The organism is Clostridium cadaveris (assembly GCF_020911725.1).
GTDB lineage: Bacteria > Bacillota > Clostridia > Clostridiales > Clostridiaceae > Clostridium_X > Clostridium_X cadaveris.
Genome location: NZ_CP076620.1, coordinates 1,489,339 through 1,514,630 on the forward strand (window position 1 = coordinate 1,489,339; position 25,292 = coordinate 1,514,630).

General features: G+C 30.6%; 23 protein-coding genes. 13 read left to right on the forward strand and 10 right to left on the reverse strand.

Annotation, left to right across the window (positions count from 1 at the left end; translation table 11 throughout):
* Window positions 1-135: 135 nt before the first annotated feature.
* The gene (trhA, locus tag KQH81_RS06890) at window positions 136-780 is read right to left on the reverse strand and encodes a PAQR family membrane homeostasis protein TrhA (RefSeq protein ID WP_027637991.1); all 645 of its coding nucleotides are present in this window, start codon (window positions 778-780) and stop codon (window positions 136-138) included.
* Window positions 781-972: 192 nt separating this feature from the next.
* Here trhA and KQH81_RS06895 point away from each other — a divergent pair, with 192 nt between their 5' ends.
* Window positions 973-1,506, forward strand: coding sequence for a DUF1836 domain-containing protein (locus KQH81_RS06895; protein WP_027637992.1), 534 nt, complete (start codon window positions 973-975; stop codon window positions 1,504-1,506).
* Window positions 1,507-1,566: 60 nt separating this feature from the next.
* Here KQH81_RS06895 and KQH81_RS06900 read toward each other — a convergent pair whose 3' ends face one another.
* The 3 genes from KQH81_RS06900 to KQH81_RS06910 form a co-directional block, all read right to left on the reverse strand.
* Window positions 1,567-2,244: an LrgB family protein gene (locus KQH81_RS06900; protein WP_027637993.1), complete on the reverse strand. Its 678-nt coding sequence runs from the start codon at window positions 2,242-2,244 to the stop codon at window positions 1,567-1,569.
* Between the two features lies 1 nt (window position 2,245).
* Window positions 2,246-2,611, reverse strand: coding sequence for a CidA/LrgA family protein (locus tag KQH81_RS06905; protein WP_027637994.1), 366 nt, complete (start codon window positions 2,609-2,611; stop codon window positions 2,246-2,248).
* A 181-nt stretch (window positions 2,612-2,792) separates the two neighbouring features.
* Entirely contained in the window at window positions 2,793-3,278 is a 486-nt protein-coding gene (locus KQH81_RS06910) for a CD3072 family TudS-related putative desulfidase (protein ID WP_027637995.1), read from the reverse strand.
* Between the two features lie 201 nt (window positions 3,279-3,479).
* Between KQH81_RS06910 and KQH81_RS06915 the strand changes: the two genes are divergently transcribed.
* From KQH81_RS06915 to KQH81_RS06940, 6 genes are all read left to right on the forward strand, one after another.
* Window positions 3,480-4,532 (forward strand): ABC transporter ATP-binding protein, encoded by a 1,053-nt coding sequence (locus tag KQH81_RS06915; protein WP_051196190.1) that lies wholly within the window; start codon window positions 3,480-3,482, stop codon window positions 4,530-4,532.
* A complete protein-coding gene (locus KQH81_RS06920; RefSeq protein WP_230029133.1) occupies window positions 4,516-5,400 on the forward strand; it encodes a carbohydrate ABC transporter permease in 885 nt (294 codons plus the stop codon). The genes KQH81_RS06915 and KQH81_RS06920 overlap by 17 nt, the downstream gene beginning before the upstream one ends.
* The gene (locus KQH81_RS06925; protein ID WP_027637997.1) at window positions 5,393-6,211 is read left to right on the forward strand and encodes a carbohydrate ABC transporter permease; all 819 of its coding nucleotides are present in this window, start codon (window positions 5,393-5,395) and stop codon (window positions 6,209-6,211) included. The genes KQH81_RS06920 and KQH81_RS06925 overlap by 8 nt, the downstream gene beginning before the upstream one ends.
* A 19-nt stretch (window positions 6,212-6,230) precedes the next feature.
* Complete coding sequence (locus KQH81_RS06930) at window positions 6,231-7,556, forward strand: ABC transporter substrate-binding protein (protein ID WP_027637998.1); 1,326 nt, start codon at window positions 6,231-6,233, stop codon at window positions 7,554-7,556.
* 340 nt (window positions 7,557-7,896) lie between these two features.
* The gene (locus tag KQH81_RS06935) at window positions 7,897-9,993 is read left to right on the forward strand and encodes an efflux RND transporter permease subunit (protein ID WP_027637999.1); all 2,097 of its coding nucleotides are present in this window, start codon (window positions 7,897-7,899) and stop codon (window positions 9,991-9,993) included.
* Window positions 9,983-11,938 carry a hypothetical protein gene (locus KQH81_RS06940; protein ID WP_230029134.1) on the forward strand — a complete coding sequence of 652 codons (1,956 nt, stop codon included), beginning with the start codon at window positions 9,983-9,985 and terminating at the stop codon, window positions 11,936-11,938. The genes KQH81_RS06935 and KQH81_RS06940 overlap by 11 nt, the downstream gene beginning before the upstream one ends.
* Window positions 11,939-11,963: 25 nt before the next feature.
* Here KQH81_RS06940 and KQH81_RS06945 read toward each other — a convergent pair whose 3' ends face one another.
* Window positions 11,964-12,803: an amidohydrolase family protein gene (locus KQH81_RS06945; RefSeq protein ID WP_027638001.1), complete on the reverse strand. Its 840-nt coding sequence runs from the start codon at window positions 12,801-12,803 to the stop codon at window positions 11,964-11,966.
* 100 nt (window positions 12,804-12,903) lie between these two features.
* Entirely contained in the window at window positions 12,904-15,360 is a 2,457-nt protein-coding gene (locus KQH81_RS06950; RefSeq protein WP_051196191.1) for a transglycosylase domain-containing protein, read from the reverse strand.
* A 116-nt stretch (window positions 15,361-15,476) separates the two neighbouring features.
* On the opposite strand from KQH81_RS06950, the gene yunB reads away from it, so the two are divergent.
* The gene (gene yunB / locus KQH81_RS06955; protein ID WP_051196192.1) at window positions 15,477-16,121 is read left to right on the forward strand and encodes a sporulation protein YunB; all 645 of its coding nucleotides are present in this window, start codon (window positions 15,477-15,479) and stop codon (window positions 16,119-16,121) included.
* Window positions 16,122-16,182: 61 nt separating this feature from the next.
* Here yunB and hpt read toward each other — a convergent pair whose 3' ends face one another.
* The gene (gene hpt / locus KQH81_RS06960) at window positions 16,183-16,707 is read right to left on the reverse strand and encodes a hypoxanthine phosphoribosyltransferase (RefSeq protein WP_027638003.1); all 525 of its coding nucleotides are present in this window, start codon (window positions 16,705-16,707) and stop codon (window positions 16,183-16,185) included.
* 137 nt (window positions 16,708-16,844) lie between these two features.
* Here hpt and hflX point away from each other — a divergent pair, with 137 nt between their 5' ends.
* The 5 genes from hflX (at window position 16,845) to KQH81_RS06985 (ending at window position 22,741) form a co-directional block, all read left to right on the forward strand.
* Window positions 16,845-18,635, forward strand: a complete 1,791-nt coding sequence (hflX, locus tag KQH81_RS06965; RefSeq protein WP_027638004.1) for a GTPase HflX — start codon at window positions 16,845-16,847, stop codon at window positions 18,633-18,635.
* 216 nt (window positions 18,636-18,851) lie between these two features.
* Complete coding sequence (locus KQH81_RS06970) at window positions 18,852-19,748, forward strand: nucleotidyltransferase domain-containing protein (RefSeq protein ID WP_027638005.1); 897 nt, start codon at window positions 18,852-18,854, stop codon at window positions 19,746-19,748.
* A gap of 60 nt (window positions 19,749-19,808) precedes the next feature.
* On the forward strand, window positions 19,809-21,215 hold the full coding sequence (pdxR, locus tag KQH81_RS06975; RefSeq protein ID WP_027638006.1) for a MocR-like pyridoxine biosynthesis transcription factor PdxR: 1,407 nt from the start codon (window positions 19,809-19,811) through the stop codon (window positions 21,213-21,215).
* Between the two features lies 1 nt (window position 21,216).
* The gene (locus KQH81_RS06980; protein ID WP_027638007.1) at window positions 21,217-21,867 is read left to right on the forward strand and encodes a YigZ family protein; all 651 of its coding nucleotides are present in this window, start codon (window positions 21,217-21,219) and stop codon (window positions 21,865-21,867) included.
* Window positions 21,868-22,003: 136 nt separating this feature from the next.
* Window positions 22,004-22,741: a YebC/PmpR family DNA-binding transcriptional regulator gene (locus KQH81_RS06985; protein WP_027638008.1), complete on the forward strand. Its 738-nt coding sequence runs from the start codon at window positions 22,004-22,006 to the stop codon at window positions 22,739-22,741.
* Between the two features lie 133 nt (window positions 22,742-22,874).
* On the opposite strand, the gene KQH81_RS06990 is transcribed toward KQH81_RS06985, so the two are convergent.
* The 3 genes from KQH81_RS06990 to KQH81_RS07000 all read right to left on the reverse strand — a co-directional run bounded on the left by KQH81_RS06990 (window position 22,875) and on the right by KQH81_RS07000 (window position 25,196).
* Window positions 22,875-24,041, reverse strand: coding sequence for a tyrosine-type recombinase/integrase (locus KQH81_RS06990; RefSeq protein ID WP_230029136.1), 1,167 nt, complete (start codon window positions 24,039-24,041; stop codon window positions 22,875-22,877).
* A 91-nt stretch (window positions 24,042-24,132) separates the two neighbouring features.
* Complete coding sequence (locus KQH81_RS06995; protein WP_230029137.1) at window positions 24,133-24,705, reverse strand: Uma2 family endonuclease; 573 nt, start codon at window positions 24,703-24,705, stop codon at window positions 24,133-24,135.
* A 14-nt stretch (window positions 24,706-24,719) separates the two neighbouring features.
* A complete protein-coding gene (locus KQH81_RS07000) occupies window positions 24,720-25,196 on the reverse strand; it encodes a helix-turn-helix domain-containing protein (RefSeq protein ID WP_230029138.1) in 477 nt (158 codons plus the stop codon).
* Window positions 25,197-25,292 lie beyond the last annotated feature (96 nt).

Here is a 25,292-nt window from a genome sequence, read left to right on the forward strand (position 1 = left end):
ATCATATATTCTATAATAAAAATGTAGAAATATAATATATGTTAAGAAAAAGAAGCGACAAGTTTTTAGGTAAAATTATATAAAAAAATAAGAGCTATAACTTTCTTTATTATAAGCTCTTATTTTTGTATTATTTTACAATATATAATTAAAGATCAATATAAAATGGCTTAAACTACCTAAAAGTATGAAGACATGAAATAGTTCGTGAAAGCCAAATTTATCGGATATATTAGGTCTTTTTAATCCATACATAATGCCACCAACAGTATACATAACACCACCAAGAATAAGCCAAAAGAATCCCATGAAAGGTAAAGCTTTTGAGAGTGGAGAGAATATAAATAGTGCAATCCATCCCATTCCAATATAAGCAATTGTGGATATCCACCTTGGAGCATTAAACCAAAACATTTTGAATACCACTCCTGCTAAAGCGAGACTCCATATTACTGAAAGAAGTACTATACGTAGAGTGCCATCAAGACAAAGAAGACATATAGGAGTATAAGTACCTGCTATTAAAACAAAAATCATGGAGTGATCAAGTTTTCTTAAAAATGCTAAAACCTTATCTGTACCATTTACTAAATGATAAATAGAAGAGGCGGTGTAAAGACATATAAGGCTAATACCAAAGATTAATGCACCGCTTAAAGCAGCATAATTTCCTCCTTGAGATAATACCTTTACCAGCATAAATACAAGACCTACACAAGAAATTAATGCACCAAATAAATGAGTAAAACCATTTATAGGCTCTCTGTATGTGTTTTTCATTAAATCAACTCCTTAGTCACAACATATGGTTTTGAAAACTATATGAGGTTATATTAATATGATACAACATAAGTTGGAAATAAACAAGAGATATAGGTGAAAAATTTTGACTTTTTTTATAATCTTTATTACTATAATATATAGAGGCAATTATACATAGTTATAGAAACTATGTTACAAGGAGGAGATAATATGAATAAGGAATTATTAAGTATATTAGATGAAATAAAGAATAATAAAACAATAGAAATTCAAGATATTCCCAAATTGGATTTGTATATGGATCAAGTTATAACTCTATTTGACAACATTTTAGACCAAGGAGAAAAATCGGATAAAAATAAACATCTGACAAAGACTATGATAAATAATTATGCTAAAGATAAACTACTGCCTCCAATCCATAATAAGAAGTATTCCATGAATCATATAATATTATTAATACTTATATATAATCTAAAACAAGGTATACCTATAAATTCTATAAAAAATGTTTTAAGTACACTTATAGAAAATAATGATGAAAAAGAGCTTACAGACCTGTATTCAAAATACTTAGAAAAATCCAAAGGAAATCTAGAAAAGTTTTTAGAAAATGAAAAATCTCAAATTGAAAATTTGAAAGATGAGAATGAAGAATTAATATTACATATTTTATCTCTTATAAACTTATCAAATTTATATAGAAACTTAGCAGAGGAAATAGTAGAAAAATATTTTGAGTAATACAATAAAAGCATTGAAACAAAAGATATAACCTTTATCTTTTATTTCAATGCTTTTAAATTATAAAAATAAGGAAATTATAACTGTCATTATTCCAGCTATACATATGGCAACGCCGCTCATAGAGCCTTCAACTTCGCCTAATTCTATAGCTTTTGAAGTTCCTACAGCATGGCTGCAGGTTCCTATTGCAATACCAGCTGCCATTGGATCTTTCACCCTAAATATTTTTATTAATACAGGAGAAAGTATTGAACCTAATATACCTGTTATTATAACAGCTGCTACAGTTACTGGAACGATACCACTTAATTGTGAAGATATCTCTATAGCTATAGGAGTAGTAACTGATTTAGGTATCAATGAAGCAGTTAAAGCCTTATCTAGCCCAAATGCTTTAGAAAGTAAAAATACACTACCCATAGATACTAAAGATCCCACAAATGCTCCAGATATTACAGGAAGAAAGTTTTTCTTAAGCATATCTATTTGATTATATATTGAGATAGCTAATACTGATGTAGCAGGTGCAAGGAATAATGAAATCATATTTCCACCTACATTAAAGTTTTCTAATGGAATATTAAAAATACACAAAAACAATATTATAAGTGCTATAGAAATTAGTAGTGGGTTAAAAATAGGGGATTTTAATTTTTTATTTATATAAAGACCTATTTCAAAAGCAAGTATTGAAAGTACTATTCCAAACAATGGAGATTTACAAATAAAGTCCATGTTATGCATTCCCCCTTATTTTTCTTTGAAGCTTTAAGACTGCTTGTACAGTAAATGATGTAGCTACAAAGGTAAGTATAGTAGTTATAAGACATATTATAAGTATCTGAATTATACTGCTTTTTATAAATTCGAAATTAGACATTATGCCCACTCCAGCAGGGATAAAGAAAAAAGCCATGTTTTTTAAAAGAAAGTCTGATTTTTCCTTTATATGTTCGGTTTTAATAACTTTAGTTATAAGAAGAATAAATAGAATTATCATACTTATAACACTTGAAGGAAAAGAAAAAGGTAATGCTGATGCAATCATTTCACCTAGAAAGCATATACCAAGTACAATTCCTATTTGTGTAAGAATTTTCATAAATTAAGGACTCCTTTTCGTATAAAATGTCGTTTGCAGATATATTTTATCACAAAATAGTAATGGATTTTATAAAACAAATGTTTATAAAAGCATATTACGCAAAAAAAAAACATAAGAAATCAGCGAATTGCTCCTTTCTTATGGTTTTTTTTATACAAATTAAAATTTTACACATTATTTAAAGGTTAAAAGCGGACTTTATCTCATGATATAGTTCTAATGATTCACTATCTTCATTATAAGATTCAGGTATATCATAAGATTTTAGGGTTATATCATTGCTTTTTAATAAAGAATTTATTTCTTCAATAAATATTCCTTGACGTCCTCGCACACTACAGGTAGGACTATGTTTAATTCCCAAAATTCCAACTATTTCGTAACCATTACTAATATATGCTTTTATATCATCAACAAATGGAAGGAAGAGATTTCTACATAAGGTTCTGTATTCAGGACAATCATAATCAGATTTTGTCATAGAAGGCCTGTCTATACCTAAAAATTTAAATTCTGGACATGGAAGTTGGATAAAACCTATACCGTCTTTTAAAAGCATGGATGCAATAGGGAAAGCTCCCTTAGCTCTAGCTAGAGGTTTAACAACTGAATTTTGATTCAATATGCAGTGACATACAATAATAAGCTTTTTATTTCTATGCATAATGATTTTCCCCCTCAAACTTTTAAGTAAAGATAATACTTTAAAAATTATAACATTAAAATAAAGAAAATTATAATTTATTTAATATTTCTATAGATGGTAAAGCATCTATTATAAAGGGCTATTTGATAAAAAAAGAATAAGATGATAAGTTATAGATTGGTGAATGTAAAATTTATATTAATAAAAGTGGTGAATTAAATGAAGATAGTTTTAAAAAATTTATATAAAAAATTTGATGAAATTACTGCTGTTAATGATGTTAATGTAATCGTTGAGAATGGAGAATTTATATCTATATTAGGTCCAAGTGGCTGTGGTAAAAGCACTCTTTTATTTATGATAAGTGGATTAATAGAAGAGAGTGGCGGAGAGATATTTTTTGATAATTTAAATGTAAAAGATATACCTACAGAAGAGAGAGGTATAGGAATGGTATTTCAAAACTATTCTTTATATCCTCATATGACCGTAAAAGAAAATATACTTTTTCCTTTAAAAGTTAAAAAAATGAAAAAAAAAGATAAGGAAGAGGTTTTAAAGCCGATAGTATCATTGCTAAAGCTTGAAAATTTATTAAATAGAAAACCAAATCAGCTTTCAGGTGGACAACAGCAGAGAGTTGCTATAGGACGAGCCCTTATAAAGAAACCTAGTATACTTTTAATGGATGAGCCTTTTAGTAATTTAGATGAGAAGTTAAGAGTAGAAATGAGAGAAGAGATAAAAGCTATACAAAGAAAAGTTGGAATAACTACATTATTTGTAACTCATGATCAAGAAGAAGCTATGTCTATATCGGATAAAATATTGCTAATGAAAGACGGACAGGTAATGCAGTATTGTAATGGAGAGGAATTATATAGAAAACCTGAATCTATATTTGCAGCCTCTTTCATAGGAAGACCAAAAATAAATTTAGTAAAAGGTAAGATTATAAATAATGTTTTTCAGGGTGAAGGGTTAAAGTTTAATGTGCCTTCAATAGAGAATATGGATGATGTTGAAATAGGAATAAGACCTGAAAATATAGTTCCAGACAAGAATGGAAATATTAATGGACAACTTATAGAAGAAAAAGTTTTAGGTAAAGATGTAATAAGTGTAATCGAATGCAGTGAAAGAAGATTATCCTTAGTTTATGGTAATCATATTCATTGTATGGATGGCGATGGCAAATTTAAGGTGAAATCCTTTCATATATATAAAGACAATAAACTTATAGGGGATGTGTTCTATGAAGATGAGGAATAAGTGGTATAAGAATTATTTGTATCTAATTCCAAGCATGCTAATAATAGTAGTTTTTCAGCTTATCCCTTTGTTTAAGGTTTTTGCTATGGGATTTTATACAAAGTTTAATTATGTGACAGATGAAGTATATGAAGTAGGACTTGACAACTTCATTAACGTACTTACAGATGAAAACTTTTATATTGCTATTAAAAATACATTTACTTATGTTGCTTTGTCAGTTCCTTTATCAATTGCCTTAGCATTGATAGTTGCTATCAATATAAATAAGATAAAAAGACTAAAGGGTTTTTTTACTAGCGTGTATTTTATACCATTTGTAACTGCATCTGTTGCTATTTCTGTAGTATGGAGATGGATCTTTCATAGTGAATATGGATTTTTAAATATGATAATAAATTTTTTAGGATATCAAAGTCAAGGCTTTTTATTAGATGAAAAATGGACCATGCCTATGCTCGTTTTTTTAAACATATGGAAAGGTCTTGGTTATAAAACCCTTATAATACTTGCAGGACTTCAAACTATAGATGAAAGATATTATAATGCAGCGAGGATAGATGGAGCAGGAAAATTTGTGATTTTTAGGAATATAACTATTCCAATGCTTGCACCTACATTGGTTTTTTTAGTCATAACATCAACCATAGGCAGTATAAAAATCTTTGATGAAATTTTTGTGTTATACGATAAAAAGCCAGGTCCTCTTAAAAGTGCACTTACTATAGTTTATTATGTTTTTGATAAATTTTATATGAAATGGCAATTTGCTTCAGCTTCTGCCGCAGCATTTCTTTTATTTATGATAATTGCCATACTTTCTATTATTCAATTTAGAGTTGGAAGAAGGTTTAATTATTATGAATAAGAAGAAAAATTTTGCTATATATATTTTTCTTAGTTTAGGAGCATTGCTTATAACATTTCCATTTATATGGATGGTGCTCTCGTCAATGAAAACACCAGAAGAAATTTTAAGAATACCTCCAACATTTTTTCCGGAAGAATTTTCTATAGAGAATTTCAAAGAGGTATTAACTTATGGAAATTTACCAAGATACTTTTTTAATAGTACATTTGTCACCATATGCATAACTATTGGAGAGCTTATAACATGTATATTATCAGCTTTTGCTTTTGCAAAACTAGACTTCAAAGGTAAAGGAATTTTATTTGCCATACTTATGGGGACTATGATGGTGCCAGGGGAAGTTTTAGTGATTCCTAATTTTGTGATATTAAGTAAGCTTGGATGGATAGATACATATAAAGCATTGATACTTCCTTGGTGTACAAGTGTATTTGCTATATTTTTTTTAAGGCAGCACTTTATAGGTATTCCAAAAGAATTATACTATTCCAGTAAAGTTGATGGATGCTCAGATTTTAAATTTTTAATTAATGTAGTTTTACCAATAGCCAAACCAGCTATAATAACTGTGGCTATTTTAAAGGTAATAAATAGTTGGAATTCATTTATGTGGCCTATGGTCATGACGAATTCTGATGAAATGAGAACTCTTCCTACGGCTTTAAGCAAATTTACAACTGAAGTAGGGGCGGACTACCATCTACTTATGGCATTATCAGCTATGATAATACTACCTATGATAATAGTTTTTCTTATGCTTAAGAAGTATGTTTTTGATGGAGTCAAGGGGAGCGGAATAAAAGGTTAATAAATGGAGGGATGACAAGATGAAAAAAAGACTAATATCAATGGTGCTTCTTGCTGCAATGACAGTGAGCCTTGCAGCATGTGGCAAGGATAAGGCAACAGAAAAAAAAGAAGAAAAGGGTATAGCAACTAAAATTGAAAAACCTGTAGAAATTTCTTTTTGGCATGCGATGAAGGGCGCAAATGAGGAAGCACTAAAGAAGCTTACTGATGACTTCGAGAAGAAAAATGAGAACATAAAAGTAAATTTAGTATATCAAGGTTCTTATAGAGACTTATTTGACAAACTTATGGGAGCAGCGAAATCTAATACACTTCCTAACATGACTCAAATCTATTCCAATAGGTTGTCATGGTATGTTGAAAAAGGCTTAGCAGAAGACTTAAAACCATATATGACAAATAAAGAAGTTGGACTTAGTGATGAAAGCATTAAGGATGTACCAGAGATGTTCTTAAAAGATGGAGAATGGGATGGAAAACAATATGCATTTCCATTAAATAAGAGTCAAATGGTGTTATATTATAATGAAGATATGTTAAAAGCAAAGAACGTAGAAGTTCCTAAGACTTGGGATGAATTAAAAGAAGCAGCTAAAAAGCTTACTGTAGATAATAATAATGATGGAACTCCAGAAGTGTATGGATTAGCTTTAGAAAATAATATATCTACTGATATAGGAATATGGGTTAAACAAGCTGGTGGAGAAGTTATAGATGAAAAAGCAGATAAAATAAACTTTAATACACCAGAAACTAAAGCAGCAGTTGAGTTTATAGCTTCAATGATAAATGATAAAACTGCAAGACTTGCAGGAGAAGATAAGAACGCAAACACTACATTTAATCAAGAAAAAGCAGCAATGGCAATTTGCTCAACCTCAGCAATTCCTTACATACAAAAAGGAATGAAAGCAAAATGGTTTTCAGCAGCACTTCCAACCTATAAAGAAGATGTACAATTATATTATGGAACTAATGTAGCTGTATTTAATGGTGGCAGTGATGAACAAAAACTTGCAAGCTGGTTATATATTAAGTATTTAACAGATACTGAAAATACAGCTTACTTCTCTGAAAACACAGGTTATATTCCTGTTAGAAAGTCGGCTTTTGAATCAGAGAACTATAAAAAATTCTTAAGCGAAAATCCAGTAAAAAAAGTTCCTTTAGAGACTTTAGATAAAGGATGGCAAGGAGCTAGAAATATAGGTGTTATTCCTGCTCTTGACACTTTAGGAGGAGAACTTGAACAAGTATTCAAAGGACAAAAATCAGTGGATGATGCTTTGAAATCAGCTCAAGAAAAAGGTGAAGCAGCTATGAAGGAAGCAAGAAGTAACTAATAGAAATTTAAAATATGAATAAAATAAAAACAAAAAAATAACTTTTATAATAAATAATCTTAGGATATTAAAATGAAATGAATTTTAATATCCTTTTTTATTTAAAAAAATAATTAAAAAGTCATTGAAATCATTTACAAAATAATAAAGTGAATAGTTTGTATGGTAATAATACAATTATTATAACTTTAAATACAATTTAGTAATATGTACAAAAAGTAAAAAGATACACACATATATTGACTAGTCAGTACAAAAGTCATAATATCTATATATGAGACAAAACTGACTACTGAGTACAAAAATAAAAAGGGAGACATTCAAGAAAAGGGGAGGTATTATGCAAAAGTTGTGTAAGAAGATAGCAGAAAGCAGAAAGTTTATCTTGGTGATAGCCATAGTGCTTTTAATTCCTAGTGTATTTGGTTCACTAAAAACTAAGATAAATTACGATTTACTAAGCTATCTACCAGAAGAATTAGATACCATGAAGGCACAAGAGATATTAAAGGATAACTTTAATACAGGAACTATATCGATGCTGATTGTTGAAAATATGGATAGCAAAGATGTAGTAGATTTAAAAAATAAGATAGCAAAGGTACCAAGTGTTGAAGAGGCTATATGGATAGATGATCTTGCTGATACTACTGTACCACAAGATATATACCCAGAAGAGGTAAAAAACTTATTCTATAGCGGCGAAAATTCAACAATGATACTTATAACAATGTCTGAGGGTTCATCAGCAGAAGAAACACAAGAGGCCATAGAAGAAATAAGGCATCTAACAGATAAAGAAATCTTTTTAGGAGGAACCGCTGGAATTGTAAAAGATACAAAAGATTTAGCAGATAAGGAAACACCATTTTATGTTTTACTAGCAGTAGCACTATCAGTTCTTGTTTTATCATTAACCATGACATCCTATGTAACACCAATTATTTTTCTTACTAGCATAGGAATAGCAATAATATATAATTTTGGAACTAACGTATTTTTAGGACAAATATCTTATGTAACAAAGGCATTAGCAGCTGTACTTCAATTAGGAGTTACCATGGATTACTCTATATTCCTTCTTCACAGATATGATGAAGAAAGAGCAGTCACTGAAGATAGAACAGAAGCGATGGCTAGTGCTATTGAAAAGACTTTCGCATCTATAACAGGAAGCTCTCTTACAACTATAGCAGGCTTTATGGCTCTTATAGTTATGGAACTTACTTTAGGTAAAGATATAGGAATTGTAATGGCAAAAGGAGTGTTACTAGGAGTTCTATGTACTCTAACAATACTTCCAGCATTGATTCTTACTTTTGATAGAGTAATTCATAAATATAACCATAAACAACTTCTTCCAGAATTCAAAGGAACTGCAAAATTTGTGACCAAGCATTATAAAGCTTTCATAGCTGTATTTATAGTTTTATTTATACCAGCTATTTATGGAAACAGCCATGCTAAAGTTTACTATAATTTGGACAGGTCTTTACCTCAAGATCTACCATCCATAGTTGCAACTAATAAAATGAAGAATGATTATAACATGACTTCTACAAATATGATATTAGTTCGTGAAGATTTAGATGGTTATAATAAAAAGCAGATGATTGATGAAATTGAAAATTTGGATGGAATAAGTTCTGTTATAGCATTAGAAAAAGTTTTAGGACCAAGAGTTCCAATAGATTTTCTTCCACAAGATTTGATGAAGATGGTTAAAAGTGATGGTTATGAAAGACTAATTATAAACTCTAAATATGCCGCAGCTAGTGATGAAGTAAACAATCAGCTTGATGATATAGAAAAAATAGTTAAAAAGTATGACAGCGAAGGACTAATTGGAGGAGAAGCACCATTAACTAAAGATCTAATAAGAATAGCAGACAGCGATTTTAAGAAAGTTAATGTAGTTTCAATAGTAGCTATTTTTGCAATAATAGCACTTGTATTTAAATCTTTAACTATACCAATATTATTAGTACTAGCAATAGAACTGGCTATATTCATAAATATGGGAATACCTTTCTATACAGGAACAGTAATACCATTTATAGCATCCATAGTAATAGGTACTATACAGCTTGGAGCAACTGTAGATTATGCGATACTTCTTACTTCAAGATTTAAAGATGAAAGAAATGCTGGATTAGATAAATTCGAAGCTGTTGAAGTTGCAGTACAAAGCTCAGCTAAATCTATAGTAACAAGTGCGTTAACATTCTTTGCAGCAACAGCAGGGGTAGGACTTATATCTAAACTTGAGATGATAAGCTCTCTATGCAATTTAATGTCTAGAGGAGCATTAATAAGTATGTTTGTAATAATCTTTATTTTACCATCCATCCTTTTAGTTTGTGATGGAATAATAGAAAAAACAAGTAAGGGTTTTGGAAAGAACGTAGAAGAAAGGGCGATGAAAGATGCAATATAAGGCAATGTCTAAAAAAGTTTTAGCATTAGTAATGGTTGGAACTATGATGACTAGTGCAATGCCTGCTTATGCAGCAACAATAAGCAAGGATGAAACTGTCTATGTTAACTTAGACAGTGAAGGAAAAGATGTAAGCAATACAGTTTCTAACTGGATAAGCAGCGATGAGGCTATTAAGAATTTAAAGGATAAATCATCTTTAAGAGACGTGAAAAATGTAAAAGGTGACGAAAAACCTGTTTTAGAAAATGATTATATGGTGTGGAACAGTGATAAAAAAGATTTATATTACAATGGAAAATGTGATAAGAGGCTTCCTTTAGATGTAGTAGTTAATTATGAATTAAATGGAAAATCTATAAAACCATCAGATCTTGTAGGAAAAGACGGAAAAGTAAAAATCACTATTTCTGTAAAGAACAATGAAAAGAGAACTATAAATGTTGATGGAGCTGAGAGAGAAGTATATGTTCCGTTTACAGTAGCAGGAACTGTTATAATTCCAACAGATAAGTTCTCTAATGTAAAAGTAGATGGTGCATCAATGATAGATGATGGAGATAAGCAAGTATTAACTTTTGCTGCATTGCCAGGTTTAAAAGAAAGCTTAAAGTTAGAGGATTTTGATGCATTGAAGGATACTATGATTGTTGAAGCAGATGTTAAGGATTTTGAATTAAGTTCTATGATGTTTGTAGCTACACCTGAAATACCTGATATAGATAAAATTGATGGAGTAGAAAATGTAGACGAGCTTAAGGATGCTTTAAATAAGTTAAATGACGGAGGAAAGGCTCTGCTAGATGGCTCTATTCAACTTGCTGATGGTCAAAAGACATTTAATGATAATTTTGCAATGTTTAATGATGGAGTAGGTAAAGTTGATGCTGGGTTTGGTAAGCTTTATGGTGGATTAAAGCTTATAGGAGATAAGTATCCAGCAATAGTAAAACAAGGACAACAATTAGTAGGTGGAGTAAATGATCTAAACAATGGATTAAAAGCTTACAATAGTAAATTTGATTTGTTCTTGAGTAAGCTTGATGAAGCATCACAGGGATCAGCTAAAGTTTTAGAGGGTATTAAAAAATCTCAAGTATCTGCTAAGACTTTGATTGCTGGCAAAAATGATGAAAATAAAGGCATAAATAATCTTTATGAAACTGCTAAACAATTATCAGCAGCAGTACCAGTATTAGAGGGCATATATGGAACATTACCAGATGAAGCACCTCAAAAGCAACAGCTTAATGGTTTAATCGATGGATTAAAATCATTAGAGCCAGCATTGGAAAAATTAAAGACATCTGATGACATGATTACTGGAGGCTTGAATCAGCTATATGGAGCTTTATATGAAGGAAATGAATCATTGTTAAATGGTGTGGCTGCTTTAAATTCAGGCTTAAATGGCTTGAATGGAGCAGGAAATCAGCTTAAAAAAGAAGGAAGTCTTCCTCTTCAAGCTGGATCACAAAAATTAGCCGATGGTGTTAATGCCCTAGGTGGAGATAACATGAATAAGATATCATCAAGTGTAAATACATTGATGAATGGAGCAGATGAATTAAATAAAGGAATTGGCACATTAGCTAATAGTTCTGGACAGCTTTTAGAAGGGTCTAATAAGCTATTACAAGGTACAGGCGATTTAAAGACAGGCATGGATACTTTACAAAATGAAGGTATAGGAAAACTTCATGAAGTAGGTACTGAAAAGATATCAGATATAGATAACTTAATAGATGTAAAAGATGAGCTTGTAAAGTTATCGAAGGAATATAACAGCTACTCAGGTATAAGTGAGGATATGAGCGGAAAAGTTAAATTCATAATGAAGACAGAAGAAATAAAAGCTGAAAAGAAGGAAGAAACTAAGAAGGTAGAAGAAAAGCAAGAGAAAAAAGGTTTTGTAGCTTGGATTAAATCTTTATTCAGCAAATAGATAGAAAATAAAAATGTAGAGCTTTTTATAAAGCTCTACATTTTTTTAATAATTTCAAGGCATTATCACCCATAATTTTCGACTTTTCTTCTTCTGAGAGTTCATTTAAACTGGCTTCATACCTTTCTATTGGAAGAAGGGGATAATCAGAACCAAATAAAATTTTGTCCATGACACCTATTTCTCGAATTACGTTATATATTTTTTTATTATATAAAAATAATGATGCTGCAGTATCGTAATACACATTTGAAAAATTACTTTTAATTTCATTCATTAGTTCATAAAATAATAGTCCTCCGCCAAAATGGGCTAATATGATAGGAATTTCTTTATGATTGTTGATAAAGGCTTCAATATGCTCAAGGGGTACGCTTGTTTTACCTGCATAATAATGTCCAACTAATTCATTTGTATGAATTAGTAGTGGTAAATTGTATTCTAAACAGCATGCTTTTAAATCTGTTTTATGCAGATTAGCTATATCTAGTTGTTGACCTTCGGGAAACAATTCACCTACACCTTTTAATCCACCTTTATAACATCTATCTATTTCTTTTGTTATTTCTTTATGGTTTGCAGGGATTGCCATAAAACCTATAAGTTCGTTAGGATATCTTTTTATTGAGTCCATTGTATAGTCATTTACATATCTACAAAGACCCATATCTTGAAATGAAAAACCAAAAACTATTCCTTTATCAAAATTGCTGTATTTTAAGTGATTTACTACATCATCAGCTGTAGCAAATTTATTATGTGGAGCCTCACAAAGCATCTTAAAGTAGGGCTCTTTATCTTCAATTTTTTTATAATCTCTGATAATATCAGGTGGTGTTATATGGATATGTGTGTCAATTCTCAATACTCATTCCTCCATTATTTGAAATAATATTTTTATTATAATACATATACAAATGAAACAAAAAGGTAGTCTAATAATTAGACTACCTTTAATTTTTTAATTAATTGCCTGGTTTATTGCTATTTCCATTTCCACCAGGTTTGTTTCCATTGTTGTTACCATTTCCACCAGGTTTTGATGGATCAACAGGTTTTTTATCATCTTCTTTGTCTTTATCATCATCTTTTGGTGGGGTTATAGGTTCTTCCACTGTAGGAACACTATCATCTTGTTCTGTAGGAACCTTGTATTGAGCGTCATCTGAAGTTGAAACATATTTATCACTTAAGAAAACTCTTTCCTCTATAAGCTCTGATAAAGTCTTATCTGTAGCAAGCTTATTATTAGTTTTGTTTACTTTTGCGCTTACATGAGCATCACAAAGACTTGTAGGAGCTGTTCCATCTATAAATAATTCAGTATAAACCTTAGAACCCCTAGGGTCTTTAGCACATAAATCAGTAGCAAGTTTACCAGATACTGAACATATTTGTTCTTTTACTATGCCTGTTGGCATTTCAATTTCTCTATAATCTAATCCATTATGAACTTTGGACATTATTTTACCCCATATAAGGGCAGCACTGTTACTGTTTAGTCCATACTTAGAGTTTAAATTCTCTGGAACATCTGATCCCATCCATACAGCTGCAGAGTAGTAAGGAGTAAGACCTGAAAACCAAAGATTTCTAAATTCAGTAGATGATCCTGTCTTACCTGCCACTGGCATTGAACCAAACTTAGCATTAGTTCCCGTGTAAGATACCGGCCCTTTTAAAACATCATACATTATATATGCAGCTTGTGGAGAAATAACCTGTTTTTGTTCAAGTTTTGATTCTAAGATAACCTGACCATTTCTATCTAAAACCTTTGTATATAATATAGGATCTGTATATGTTCCACCATTTCCAAATGTTCCATAAGCAGCAGCCATAGTTAATGGATTTACTCCATCCATATCTTTAGGATTGTTATCAAATTCTCCTAAAGCAAGAGCAGAAATACTAGTCTTAGAAGCACTATTAAATCTTATTCCAAATTTTTCACCATATGCTACACCATTCGAAAGACCAAGCATATCTTCAGCTTGAACAGCAGCAACATTGACTGATTGTCTTACAGCTTCACGCAATGTTATATACCCTAAATGAGAGTTAGTTACATTGTTGAATTTGTGACCATATTTAGCTGAAAAATCACCCGATGAAGATGAGTCATCTATAGCAGTTCCAGCAGTTGCCATCTTTAAATCTATTAAAGGAGCATATACTGTAAGAGGCTTTATAGTTGAACCTGGGTTTCTTAAATATTTTGTAGAAGTTGCTCTGTTATAAGACATAGGTGGATGATCTCCACGTCCTCCTACAAGAACTTTTACTTCACCAGTTCTATAGTCCATAACTGAAGCTCCCATTTGAGGCTGAACTATGTTGCCATCGCTAGTAGGTGCAGGAACGCTTCTGAAGAAAGTATGAGCTTTATTTAATATTTCATTAGTTGTATAATCTTGAAGTTCTCTATCCATGGTAGTATAAATTTTTAAACCGCCATAAGTAATGAGCTTTTCAACCTCATCATCAGTGTAATTGTATTTAAGCTTTAAATCATCTTTAACCTTATTAATTACTGGAACGGAGAACCATTCATAATTTAGCTTGTTTGCATTTGTAGTCTGAGGATTAAAAGCAATGCCGTTTGCATCAATATCTGCAATGGCTTTATCATGGTCTTCTTGAGATATATACCCATTCTCTAGCATTTTTCCAATGACAGTCTTTGTTTTATTGATGTAAGGACTAGGATCCTTCTTTGCGGCAGGAGAAAAAGCATAAAATCTTGAAGGGTTTTGGGTAACACCGATTATGTAAGCACTTTCAACAAGATTTAAATCCTTAGCTCGTTTTCCAAAATATTGAATAGCGGCAGCTTCAACGCCATAAGCTCTTCCACCTAGAGGAATTGTATTTAAGTAAGCTTCTAGAATATCATCTTTAGATAATTCTTTTTCAAGCTGTATAGCCATATACATTTCTTGAACTTTTCTAGTTACATTAACTTCATTAGTTAATAATGTGTTTTTTAGAAGTTGTTGAGTTATTGTAGAAGCACCGTGGATTCCTTGAGAACCAGTGAATTTATTTTTAATATTAGTATACATAGCTCCCATTATTCTTTGAATATCTATACCTTTGTGATTATAGAATCTTTCATCTTCAATGCTGACTGCGGCATCTTTTAAATATTGAGACATTTCATTTAAAGAAACTATCGAACGTTTTTCAACAGTAGGGACGTAATCCATGAATTCATCCTTATTATCAAATATCATCGAGTCTTCGTTTAAATTATGAATTGCATCTACATCTAAAGGAGGCGCACTCTTTATCATTGCTAAAGCAATCCCTCCAGCTGCAAATATTCCTATTAAAATTACTATAAGCAATCCTATAAGTATTCTCTTTGCAATCTTCGAGGAAGAGGATTTAGCTTTTTTACTTTTATTTTTCTTTCCCATATTTTCCTCCAAAAATAAAAATATTAAATTGTTAATTAAAAACAATAGTAAAATATTATAACCTATTATAGCATATTATTAAATTGATTACACTAATATTTCTAAGGAGTGATATTTTGAAAAAAATAAGAGGCAGCATAAACTCCAAATACTTAGCCATATCTATTATATTGACCATTGTAGTAGCTTTTAACGTTTTTTTATATGTATTTGATAAAAATGTTATGCCAAGAGCTATGGAGTTAGGTAGTGCTGACATGAGGGCAAAAGCTATATATATAATAAATAGTAATGTCCAAAAATTATTTAAAGATGATAATATAAAGTACGAAGATATGGTGAAAATTGATAGAGATAAAGATGGCAATATAATAATGATGCAGACAAACACGGTAAAGATGAATACTTTAGCATCAGAAATAGCACTAAACACTCAAGATGATTTAAGAGAATTTGGAGCTTTAGGATTTAAAATACCCATTGGATATGTGGTTAATAACAATATAATTGCTCATTATGGGCCTAAAATTACTATAAATATGAGACCTATAGAGGATATCAAAATATCTTATTCATCTGAGTTCGAGAGTGCAGGTATAAATCAAACAAGACATAAGATATATTTAATAGCTGAGACAAAGATAATGTTAAACACACCATTATTAAGTAGGGATGAAGCGATAAGAACGGAAATACCTATTTTAGAAAATATAATAGTAGGTAAGGTTCCAGAAACATCAATAAATATAGATGGGAAATAAAATATTAAATGTGATTAAGAAAAAACTATCCCTCATTCCTAAAAGGAAGGGGATAGTTTTCTTAGTTTTCCCAGTTAAATATGTATGGAACATTTCTATAGAAGTCGCCATAATTTAGACCGTAACCTACAACGAATACGTCATCAATCTCAAAACAACAGAAATCAGGTTTTATATCAACTTTTCTTCTAGATGGCTTATCTAGTAAAACACAAGTTTTTACTGAATTTGCTCCTAAAGATTTTACGTGATTTACAACGAAGTTCATAGTTATTCCAGAGTCAATTATGTCATCAACTATAAGTACATCGAAATCTTTTATGTCATCAGGGATGTCGTTTATTATTTTAACTACGCCAGAAGTTTCTTCGCCATCTCCATAGCTGGAAGTTGTCATGAATCCGATCTTCATTTTGCAATCAACAGCTCTAACTAAATCAGCAGCAAAAACAAAACTTCCCCTTAAAAGAGAAAGAACATATAGATTTTTACCTTCATATTCTTTTGCAACTTCAGATCCAAGCTCTTTTATTCTAGTTGCAATTTGATCTTCGTTTATAAGTACATTTACTTTTTTTTCTTCCATTGTCATCCTCCATATTTTAAATTTTATAAAATAACTATATTGTATAATTATAGCCTCGTAACTTTGTATTTACAAGACAATTATTATGGTATAAAATTAAGTTCAAGTTGTAAACATAAGGTATAAGAGGTGAAATTATGATATATGGAAATATAGATGGAGTTAGGAATAGTCTACTTGAAGGGCTAGAAGATATATATGATATTAAGATAGATAAAAATACATTTATTAATGAAGAAGTACTAGATAAAATGCTCAAAACAACTGTAGCTCTTGAAAGAGAGGTTAGTGTTGCTGTAGACAGACGAGGAAGAGTTGTAAGTGTAGCAATAGGTGATAGCACATCTGTTGAAGTACCTATGTTGGACATAAGGGAAAGAAAGTTGTCAGGAGTTAGGGTTATTCATACTCATCCAAATGGAACTTCTAGACTATCAGCGTTAGACAATTCGGCTCTTATAAGAATGAAGCTTGACGCTATAATTGCATTAGGAGTGCAAGAAGACATAATAAAGGAAGTTACTATGGGATTCTGCTTTGTACAGGATAATGTTCTTCAAGTTGAAAGCTATGGTCCTATGACATTAGATAAAGCTTTAAACTTTAACATAACAGATAAAATAAATTATAGTGAGGAACTCATAAGAAACAATGAAGTTTATGAAGATGATGGAGAAAGGGCAATTTTAGTTGGTTGTGAAGGTGAAGAGAGTCTAGATGAATTAGAGGAACTTGCAAAAGCTTGCAATATTCCTTCAGTAGAAAGAATTTCTCAAAGAAGAACTAAAATTGATACAGCTCTTTATATAGGAAGAGGAAAAGTTGAGGAAATAGGTTATTTAATTCAAGGAACTAGAGCTAACATAGTTATTTTTGATGATGAACTTTCAGGATCTCAAGTTAGAAATCTAGAAGAAGCCTTAGGAGTTAAGGTAATTGACAGGACTACTTTGATACTTGATATTTTCGCTAGACGTGCAAAGTCTCGTGAGTCCAAAATACAAGTAGAGCTTGCTCAATTAAAGTATAGACAGACACGACTAGGAGGGCTTGGTCTTGTATTATCAAGAACAGGTGGAGGTATTGGGACTAGAGGACCTGGAGAGAAAAAACTTGAAATAGATAGAAGACATATAAGAGAGAGAATTTATGACTTAAATGAAGAATTAAGTAAGGTGAAAAGGAACAGAGAAACTCAAAGAGATAGAAGAATGAAACAAAGCATACCTCAAGTTTCTTTAGTAGGATATACTAATGCGGGAAAATCAACTTTAAGAAATAACCTTTGTGATATAGCTACATCAAAAGAAATGATAATAAAGGAAAAAGTTTTTGAAGCAGATATGCTTTTTGCAACTTTAGATATAACAACAAGAGCTCTAACTTTAAGAGACAACAGAGTTATAACACTTACAGATACAGTTGGATTTGTAAGAAAGCTTCCTCATGACTTGGTAGAAGCCTTCAAGTCTACCTTGGAAGAAGTTATTTACTCAGATCTTTTAGTTCATGTTGTAGATGTTTCTTCCGAAGAAGCTAAAGAGCAAATTATAGCTGTCGAGAATGTTTTAGGAGAACTTGGTGCAAAGGATAAGAAACAAATACTAGCTTTAAACAAAATAGATTTAGCAGATCCTCTTAAAATTCAAGAAATTAAAGATGAATTTAAAGAATATGAGATTATAGAAATTTCTGCAAAACAAGGAGTAAATCTTGAGGAGTTATTAGTGCTTATAGGCAATATGATTCCAAATACCTTGAGAGAAGAAGAATTTCTAATTCCATATACTGATCAGGCTATGGTTGCATTTCTTCATAGAAACGGCAAAATAGAAGAAGAGGAATATAGAGAAGATGGAACTTATATTAAAGCAACAATAGAGGAAGAGGCATTTAATAAATGCAAAGAATTTTTATTAAATAAATAGAATTAATTTTGAAAAGCAGTCCTATGGCTGCTTTTCTTATATATTTTTACTAAAGATATAAAAAATAAAAATATGTATGAAAACATTCACATAAATGAAAAATAAAATAAAAACTTGCAAAAATGCTATAATATATCAAGTTTTATGATAAGAAAGTTGCAATACTTAAGGTTCACAGTATATAATTAAAATATGTATATTAAGAGGGGGAGGATCATGGAAAAGTCAATAGCTCAGTACCAAAAAACCTTTGGCATAATAATGAATACTTTAAAACAAAACCCTAAAGTCCTAGCTATATTAGTGTCCGGAAGTATTGTAAATGGAGATTTATGGGACGAATCAGATATAGATATAATGATAATATGTAGTGCTGATAAAAAAAGTATTAAAAATTTGTATTCAGAAGAAGAAGAAATACCTGTACATATAAAGGTTATGGAAAAAAATCAATTTATAAGAGCTTATGAAAACAGTGTTAAGGGTAGCAAATTTCATAGAAATTTATCAGTTAGCCGACTTATGTTTTCTAAAGACGATATCATAACAAATATATATAACAGTGGTAGATATTGCCCAGATTCTTATAGAGAAAGATGGTCCATGTACTATTTGGGAATACTTTTAAAAACTATGGGAGTTGCAAGAAAATATTTATATAATAGAGGTTTTTATACTGCTTATAGCGTAACTATAAGAGCATTAGATGAGTTTGCGAAATTCTATGTTAATTTATCAGGATATAATATAAGCGTTGATGCATTAATAATGGCCACTAATTTAGATGATAATTTTAAAAATGTTGTGGAAAATGTTTTAAATGGAAAATTTGATGATTGTGAGCTTATATGTGAGACTCTAAACTATATAGAAAAAAGAGTTGAAGAACTCTTAAAAGAAAGCACTGAATTCATTTTAGAATTTATAAGAGATGAAAACAAGGCTTTAAGTGTAGATGAAGTGAAGAATCATCCTATATTTAAAGATTTTGACATAGACATGGAAGAGATACTTAAACTTCTATGTAAAAAAGGTTTTGTTCGAAAAATGAGAAGAGACTATAACACTGATGATGGTAGTCTTTTAGTTAAGGAAAATGTATACTATGTGTAATAAAAGACTCCTCTTATTTTGAGAGGAGCTTTTCCATATTAAAGGGGGGAGGATATAGGAATGGAGAAGTATTTAATAAAGTTTAAAGAAGATGAACCTAAATATGTACAAATAGCAAAGCATATAAAAAGGCTTATAGATAAAGGAAAAATATTAAATGAAGAAAAACTTCCTCCAATAAGGAACTTTGCTAAAGCATTGGAAGTAAACAATGTGACTATAGTTAACGCATATAAAAAGCTTCAAGATGAAGGCTATGCAAGACAGAAAATGGGCAGCGGAACCTATGCTAAAAAGAAGGAAAATACATTATCATTTAAACGTGAATATTCGCATACATTTAAAAGATTAAATTCAAAAACTATGAAAGAAATAATAGATTTTGCAGGAGAAACTGCAAGCAGTAGTTATTTTCCGGTGGAGGATTTTAAAAAAGTTTTAAATGATGTTATAGATAGAGATGGAGCTGAAGCTCTTACATACCAAGAGGCTTTAGGGAATGAGGGACTTAGAAATATTATTTATGAAAGCTTTTGGGATGAGAACATAGACTTCAATGATATATTAATAGTTTCAGGAGCACAGCAAGGTATAGATATAGTATCTAAAGCCCTTGTAAATATTAATGATGATGTAATAGTAGAAAAGCCTACCTATGGAGGGGCATTGAGCGTATTCAACGGAAGAAGAGCAAATATCTATGAAATACCCATGGAAAAAGACGGAATTGACCTATGGGAATTAGAAAAAATTTTGATGAAAAATAATGTGAAGGTTCTTTATACAATGAGCTATTTTCAAAATCCTACAGGCGGTACTTATTCTCTTGAAAAAAAGCTTAGAATATTAGAACTTGCTAAGATATATGATTTTTATATAGTAGAAGATGATTACTTATCAGAGCTTATATTTGATAAAGACATAACGTACAAGAGTTTTAAATCTCTAGATAAAAATGACAGAGTAATATATATAAAGAGTTTTTCAAAGATATTTCTACCTGGAATAAGAATAGGATATATGATAAGTCCTAGAAATTTTAGAGAGTCTATTCAAAATTGTAAGGTAAACACGGATATAGCCACTTCCAGCCTTATGCAGAGGGCATTGTCTCTTTATATAGAAGAAGGGTTTTGGAAAAAGCATATAGATTTCTTGAACAAAGAGTATAGTGAGAGATATAATTATATGGAACAATACTTAAAAGAAAAGTTCAAGGATAAAGTAGATTTTTTAAGCCCAGGAGGCGGTCTTAACTTTTTTATACATTTAAATGACAGTGTTAGAATGGATTCTACGGAACTCTTTTACAGGGCCCGTGATAAAAAGGTTTTAATCACACCAGGGGTAATATTCTATAAGAATTTTAGAGACGGTCTTAGATATTTCAGAATAGGGTATTCTCAAACTTCAATAGAAAAAATAAAAGAAGGTTTAGATATTTTATATGATTTAATGGAGGAATAATATGAGTTATAAAACCATAAAAGAACTGAGAGCCACTGACGAATTTGAAGAAAAAAAATCTTTGTTTATAGGAAACGTAAAGAGAGTTGAGAATGAAGCAGAAGCCAGAGCTTTTATAGATGAGATAAAAAGTAAGCATAAACAAGCGACTCATAATGTATATGCCTATGTAATAGGTGAAAATATGGGGATTCAGAGGTATACAGATGACGGTGAACCTCAAGGAACTGCAGGAATACCAGCTTTAGAAGTTATAAAAAAGAGCGGGATAACAGATTGTGCTGTAGTTGTGACTAGATATTTTGGAGGAGTGCTTCTAGGAACTGGAGGACTTACTAGAGCCTATACAAAGGGAGCCAGTGTTGCCATAAAAGCAGCAGGAATAGTTGAAAAAGTAAAAGGACTTGAAGTTAGTCTTACTCTTGATTATGATTTATTAGGTAAAATACAATATATATGTGGTCAAAACAGCTGGCATATAGAAGATACGGAATATACAGATAAGGTGAAGATAAGACTCTTATGTGAAACAACTTTCGTAGATACAGTAGAAAAAGAATTTATAGAAGCTACTAATGGAAAGATATCCATAGAAAAATCCGAAGAAGATATATATTTTAAAGATGGTACGAGACTCTTTAAGAATATATAGAAAGTTGAAACCATGGTATATTATGTGATATAATAATTTGGAATTTTTGTTTTCACAAGGCTTAATAATCTAAGCCATTGTAATTAAAATATTATTTAAAGTTTATATATTTAGATGTGATAGGAGGACGATTATAATGTCAGGACATTCAAAATGGCATAATATTCAAGCGAAAAAAGGTAAGACAGATGCAAAAAGAGGTAAGATATTTACTAAGATAGGTAAGGAAATTGTTGTTGCAGTTAAAAATGGAGGACCAAACCTAGACACTAACAGTAAATTAAGAGACGTAGTTGCAAAAGCAAAAGCTGCAAACATGCCTAATGACAACATATCAAGAGCTATAAAAAAGGCTGCTGGAGAAGCAAATTCAGTAAACTACGAAAATATAGTTTATGAAGGATATGGTCCAAGTGGAGTCGCTGTAATTGTTGATGTTCTTACAGACAACAAGAATAGATCAGCAGGTAATGTTAGAAATGCCTTCACAAAGGGCGGCGGAAATATGGGTAATTCAGGTTGTGTAGGTTTCATGTTCCAAGAAAAGGGAGAAATAATAATAGAAAAAGCTGATTTAGATGAAGATGAAGTTATGATGATGGCTTTAGATGCTGGAGCAGAGGATTTCGCAGCAGAAGAGGAAGTATTCATAGTTACAACATCTCCAGAAGATTTTGGAACAGTTAGAGAAGCCTTAGAAGCAGAAGGATTAGAATTCTTAGAAGCTGGAGTAAAGATGATTCCAGATACATATACTTCAATTAATGAAGATGACGCTAAGAAGTTCCAAAAGATGTTAGACTTACTTGAAGATGATGACGACGTTCAAGAAGTTTACCATAATGCAGAGTTTCCAGAAGGTTGGGAAGAATAAAAATAAATTTAAGCTGTAATAGGCTTAAATGCTAACTTTGTGAGTATATAATTTTTTATATATTTATACATTGCCCTCTTTTTTGCCCCTTATTGATTTTTGAAGAGTTAAAGGGACAAGAAAGAGGGATTTATTATTTTAAGATTGATTGAAGTTTATCCAACTTTGAAACGGCTTTTTCCTTAACTGATTCTAATACATGAGTGTAAGTATTTAATGTAATTGAAACAGTACTATGACCTAATAGCTCCTGGACTGTTTTAGGATCCTCTCCAAGTTCAAATAATCTAGTTGCATAGGTATGCCTAAGATCATGAAACTTTCTATCAGTTATATTATTTTTTATCAATATAATTTTGTATTGACGACCTACAGTACTATCTACTAGATAAGCACCAAGCTTATTACAAAACACTAGATTATTATCCTTGTATAAATTAGCATATCTTATTTTTTCTAGTCTTTGCTCATTCCTATATTGAATTAAAGGCTTTATGAGAAATTGTGGTATAGGTACTTTTCTAACACTTTTTGATGTTTTAGGAGTTTGAATAGAACTATATCCACTGGAACGACCATCCTTTGACACATCAGCTATATATTTATATGTTTTATTTACATCAATATAGTTTTCTTCAAAATTTATATCATCCCAGGTAAGAGCGAATAACTCACCTTGTCTTAAACCAGTATAAAGAGCTGTAAGAAATAGCATTTCTAAGTGATGGCCCTTAATTGCTTCAATAAATATTTTTTGTTCATCCAACGTAAGAGGGATGATCTTATTTTGTTTAGCTAATTTTATTTTTTCATCCTCTTTTGGCAGAACTATAGCTGAAGAAAAGTCCTTGATAATTATATTGTTATCATAAAGATATCTAATAAAAGGACGTATTATCTTATGAATGTTTTTTATCCTGGTAATAGTGCAGTTGTTATTCACTAAGTTATTGTAATACTTTTGCACATCAATTAATTTTAAATCTCTTACTTTAATTTTAGAAAGAGAACTATTCTTTATATATAACCTATAAACACCTTCATAGTTTTCTTTTGTCGAAGCCTTAAGGTGTGCAAAATGCACCTCAAAGAGCCAATCAGTAAAGAATGGTTCAAAGTATTCTTTATTATCAATAATTCCATGGTCTAGGTCGTATTTGATTTTTCTTATCTTATTTTCTAATTCTTTTACTGTGGATCCATAGATATCCTTAGGTGATTTTAAATTCTCATGTCTTAATCTATAGAAATAATATTCTTTATTACCTTTAATTTTTTTCTTATATATTGTTTTAGCCATTGTTAGACCTCCTTAAGTTTAAATCATATTCTATAAGGGGCGAATATATTTAAAGCTTTATAAGGCTTAATATAGGCTATTTTATTAGTGTCTATAAATCAAAGCTAGAAAAATCTATATTTAGATTATTGAATATATTTACTTTTACTACATCATTAAATGTGTAGTGAATAGGAGCATTATAGCCATTATCAGATAACACATAAACTAATATGCGTTTATCTATAGGGTTAACTATCCAATACTCTTTAACTTTAAATTCTTGATATAAGTTTAATTTTCTTACAAAGTCATTACTTGGGTTATAAGGTGACACAACCTCTACAATCATATCTGGTGAGCCAGTGCAACCTTTATCAGTCAATTTAGACTTATCACATATTACTGATATATCAGGTTGAACTACATTCTTACTATTTTCAACCTCTTCATCTTCATTAATTAATATTACATCAAATGGAGCTACATAGACCTTGCAAGTACCTTTATTACTTCTTATATAGTGCTGCAACTCATATGATATGTCTGATATTAATTGTTGGTGTATTCTTGATGGTGCAGGACTCATATTATATATTTGTCCTCCTATAATCTCTATACGCTCGTTTTCATCATAAGTAAGGTAGTCTTTATAAGCATAGATCTTATTAGATTTTGCTAACATAATAATCACTCCTTTTAATATAAAAACGTAAATGTATCAAGTAGTTTACTAAATTCAAAATCAGTAAATTCATTAATAAAATCAAGCATTTTCTTGCCATCTTCAATAAAATCTTTCTCAGGTATTTGAGCTATTGCTTTTCCGCCCTTAATAAGAAAGATATCACCACCTTTTATCTCTTGATTCAATTCATAACCATTATTCTTGAAGATATTTACTAATGGTATAAGCTCTGGCATTCCTATAACTAAATCTATATAGGTATTAGCATTTTCAGAATTAGTTAAGTTTATTGTATCATCTTCTAATAACTTGCTAACGGGAACATCAAGAGCATCAGCTATTTTATTTAACATACCAGCGGCGACTTGTCTTTCGCCTCGCTCATACTGTCCTATGGCTTGTTCTGACATACCAAGTTTATTTCCCACTTGTTTAAGAGTTAGTTTTTTATCTTTACGTATTTTTCTTATACTCTGACCTATATTCAAAAATTATCACCTCATGTATATTATACAATTGAAATTAATAAAAAGAAACAAAATGAGTAAAAAAGATTAAAAAAATAATAAAACATATTGACAACG

Excerpts from the sequence above, each read along its gene's own strand:
- trhA (WP_027637991.1), bottom strand. The coding sequence starts at position 780 with ATGAAAAACACATACAGAGAGCCTATAAATGGTTTTACTCATTTATTT.
- KQH81_RS06895 (WP_027637992.1), top strand. The coding sequence starts at position 973 with ATGAATAAGGAATTATTAAGTATATTAGATGAAATAAAGAATAATAAA.
- KQH81_RS06900 (WP_027637993.1), bottom strand. The coding sequence starts at position 2,244 with ATGGACTTTATTTGTAAATCTCCATTGTTTGGAATAGTACTTTCAATA.
- KQH81_RS06905 (WP_027637994.1), bottom strand. The coding sequence starts at position 2,611 with ATGAAAATTCTTACACAAATAGGAATTGTACTTGGTATATGCTTTCTA.
- KQH81_RS06910 (WP_027637995.1), bottom strand. The coding sequence starts at position 3,278 with ATGCATAGAAATAAAAAGCTTATTATTGTATGTCACTGCATATTGAAT.
- KQH81_RS06915 (WP_051196190.1), top strand. The coding sequence starts at position 3,480 with ATGAAGATAGTTTTAAAAAATTTATATAAAAAATTTGATGAAATTACT.
- KQH81_RS06920 (WP_230029133.1), top strand. The coding sequence starts at position 4,516 with ATGAAGATGAGGAATAAGTGGTATAAGAATTATTTGTATCTAATTCCA.
- KQH81_RS06925 (WP_027637997.1), top strand. The coding sequence starts at position 5,393 with ATGAATAAGAAGAAAAATTTTGCTATATATATTTTTCTTAGTTTAGGA.
- KQH81_RS06930 (WP_027637998.1), top strand. The coding sequence starts at position 6,231 with ATGAAAAAAAGACTAATATCAATGGTGCTTCTTGCTGCAATGACAGTG.
- KQH81_RS06935 (WP_027637999.1), top strand. The coding sequence starts at position 7,897 with ATGCAAAAGTTGTGTAAGAAGATAGCAGAAAGCAGAAAGTTTATCTTG.
- KQH81_RS06940 (WP_230029134.1), top strand. The coding sequence starts at position 9,983 with ATGCAATATAAGGCAATGTCTAAAAAAGTTTTAGCATTAGTAATGGTT.
- KQH81_RS06950 (WP_051196191.1), bottom strand. The coding sequence starts at position 15,360 with ATGGGAAAGAAAAATAAAAGTAAAAAAGCTAAATCCTCTTCCTCGAAG.
- hpt (WP_027638003.1), bottom strand. The coding sequence starts at position 16,707 with ATGGAAGAAAAAAAAGTAAATGTACTTATAAACGAAGATCAAATTGCA.
- hflX (WP_027638004.1), top strand. The coding sequence starts at position 16,845 with ATGATATATGGAAATATAGATGGAGTTAGGAATAGTCTACTTGAAGGG.
- KQH81_RS06970 (WP_027638005.1), top strand. The coding sequence starts at position 18,852 with ATGGAAAAGTCAATAGCTCAGTACCAAAAAACCTTTGGCATAATAATG.
- pdxR (WP_027638006.1), top strand. The coding sequence starts at position 19,809 with ATGGAGAAGTATTTAATAAAGTTTAAAGAAGATGAACCTAAATATGTA.
- KQH81_RS06980 (WP_027638007.1), top strand. The coding sequence starts at position 21,217 with ATGAGTTATAAAACCATAAAAGAACTGAGAGCCACTGACGAATTTGAA.
- KQH81_RS06985 (WP_027638008.1), top strand. The coding sequence starts at position 22,004 with ATGTCAGGACATTCAAAATGGCATAATATTCAAGCGAAAAAAGGTAAG.
- KQH81_RS06990 (WP_230029136.1), bottom strand. The coding sequence starts at position 24,041 with ATGGCTAAAACAATATATAAGAAAAAAATTAAAGGTAATAAAGAATAT.
- KQH81_RS06995 (WP_230029137.1), bottom strand. The coding sequence starts at position 24,705 with ATGTTAGCAAAATCTAATAAGATCTATGCTTATAAAGACTACCTTACT.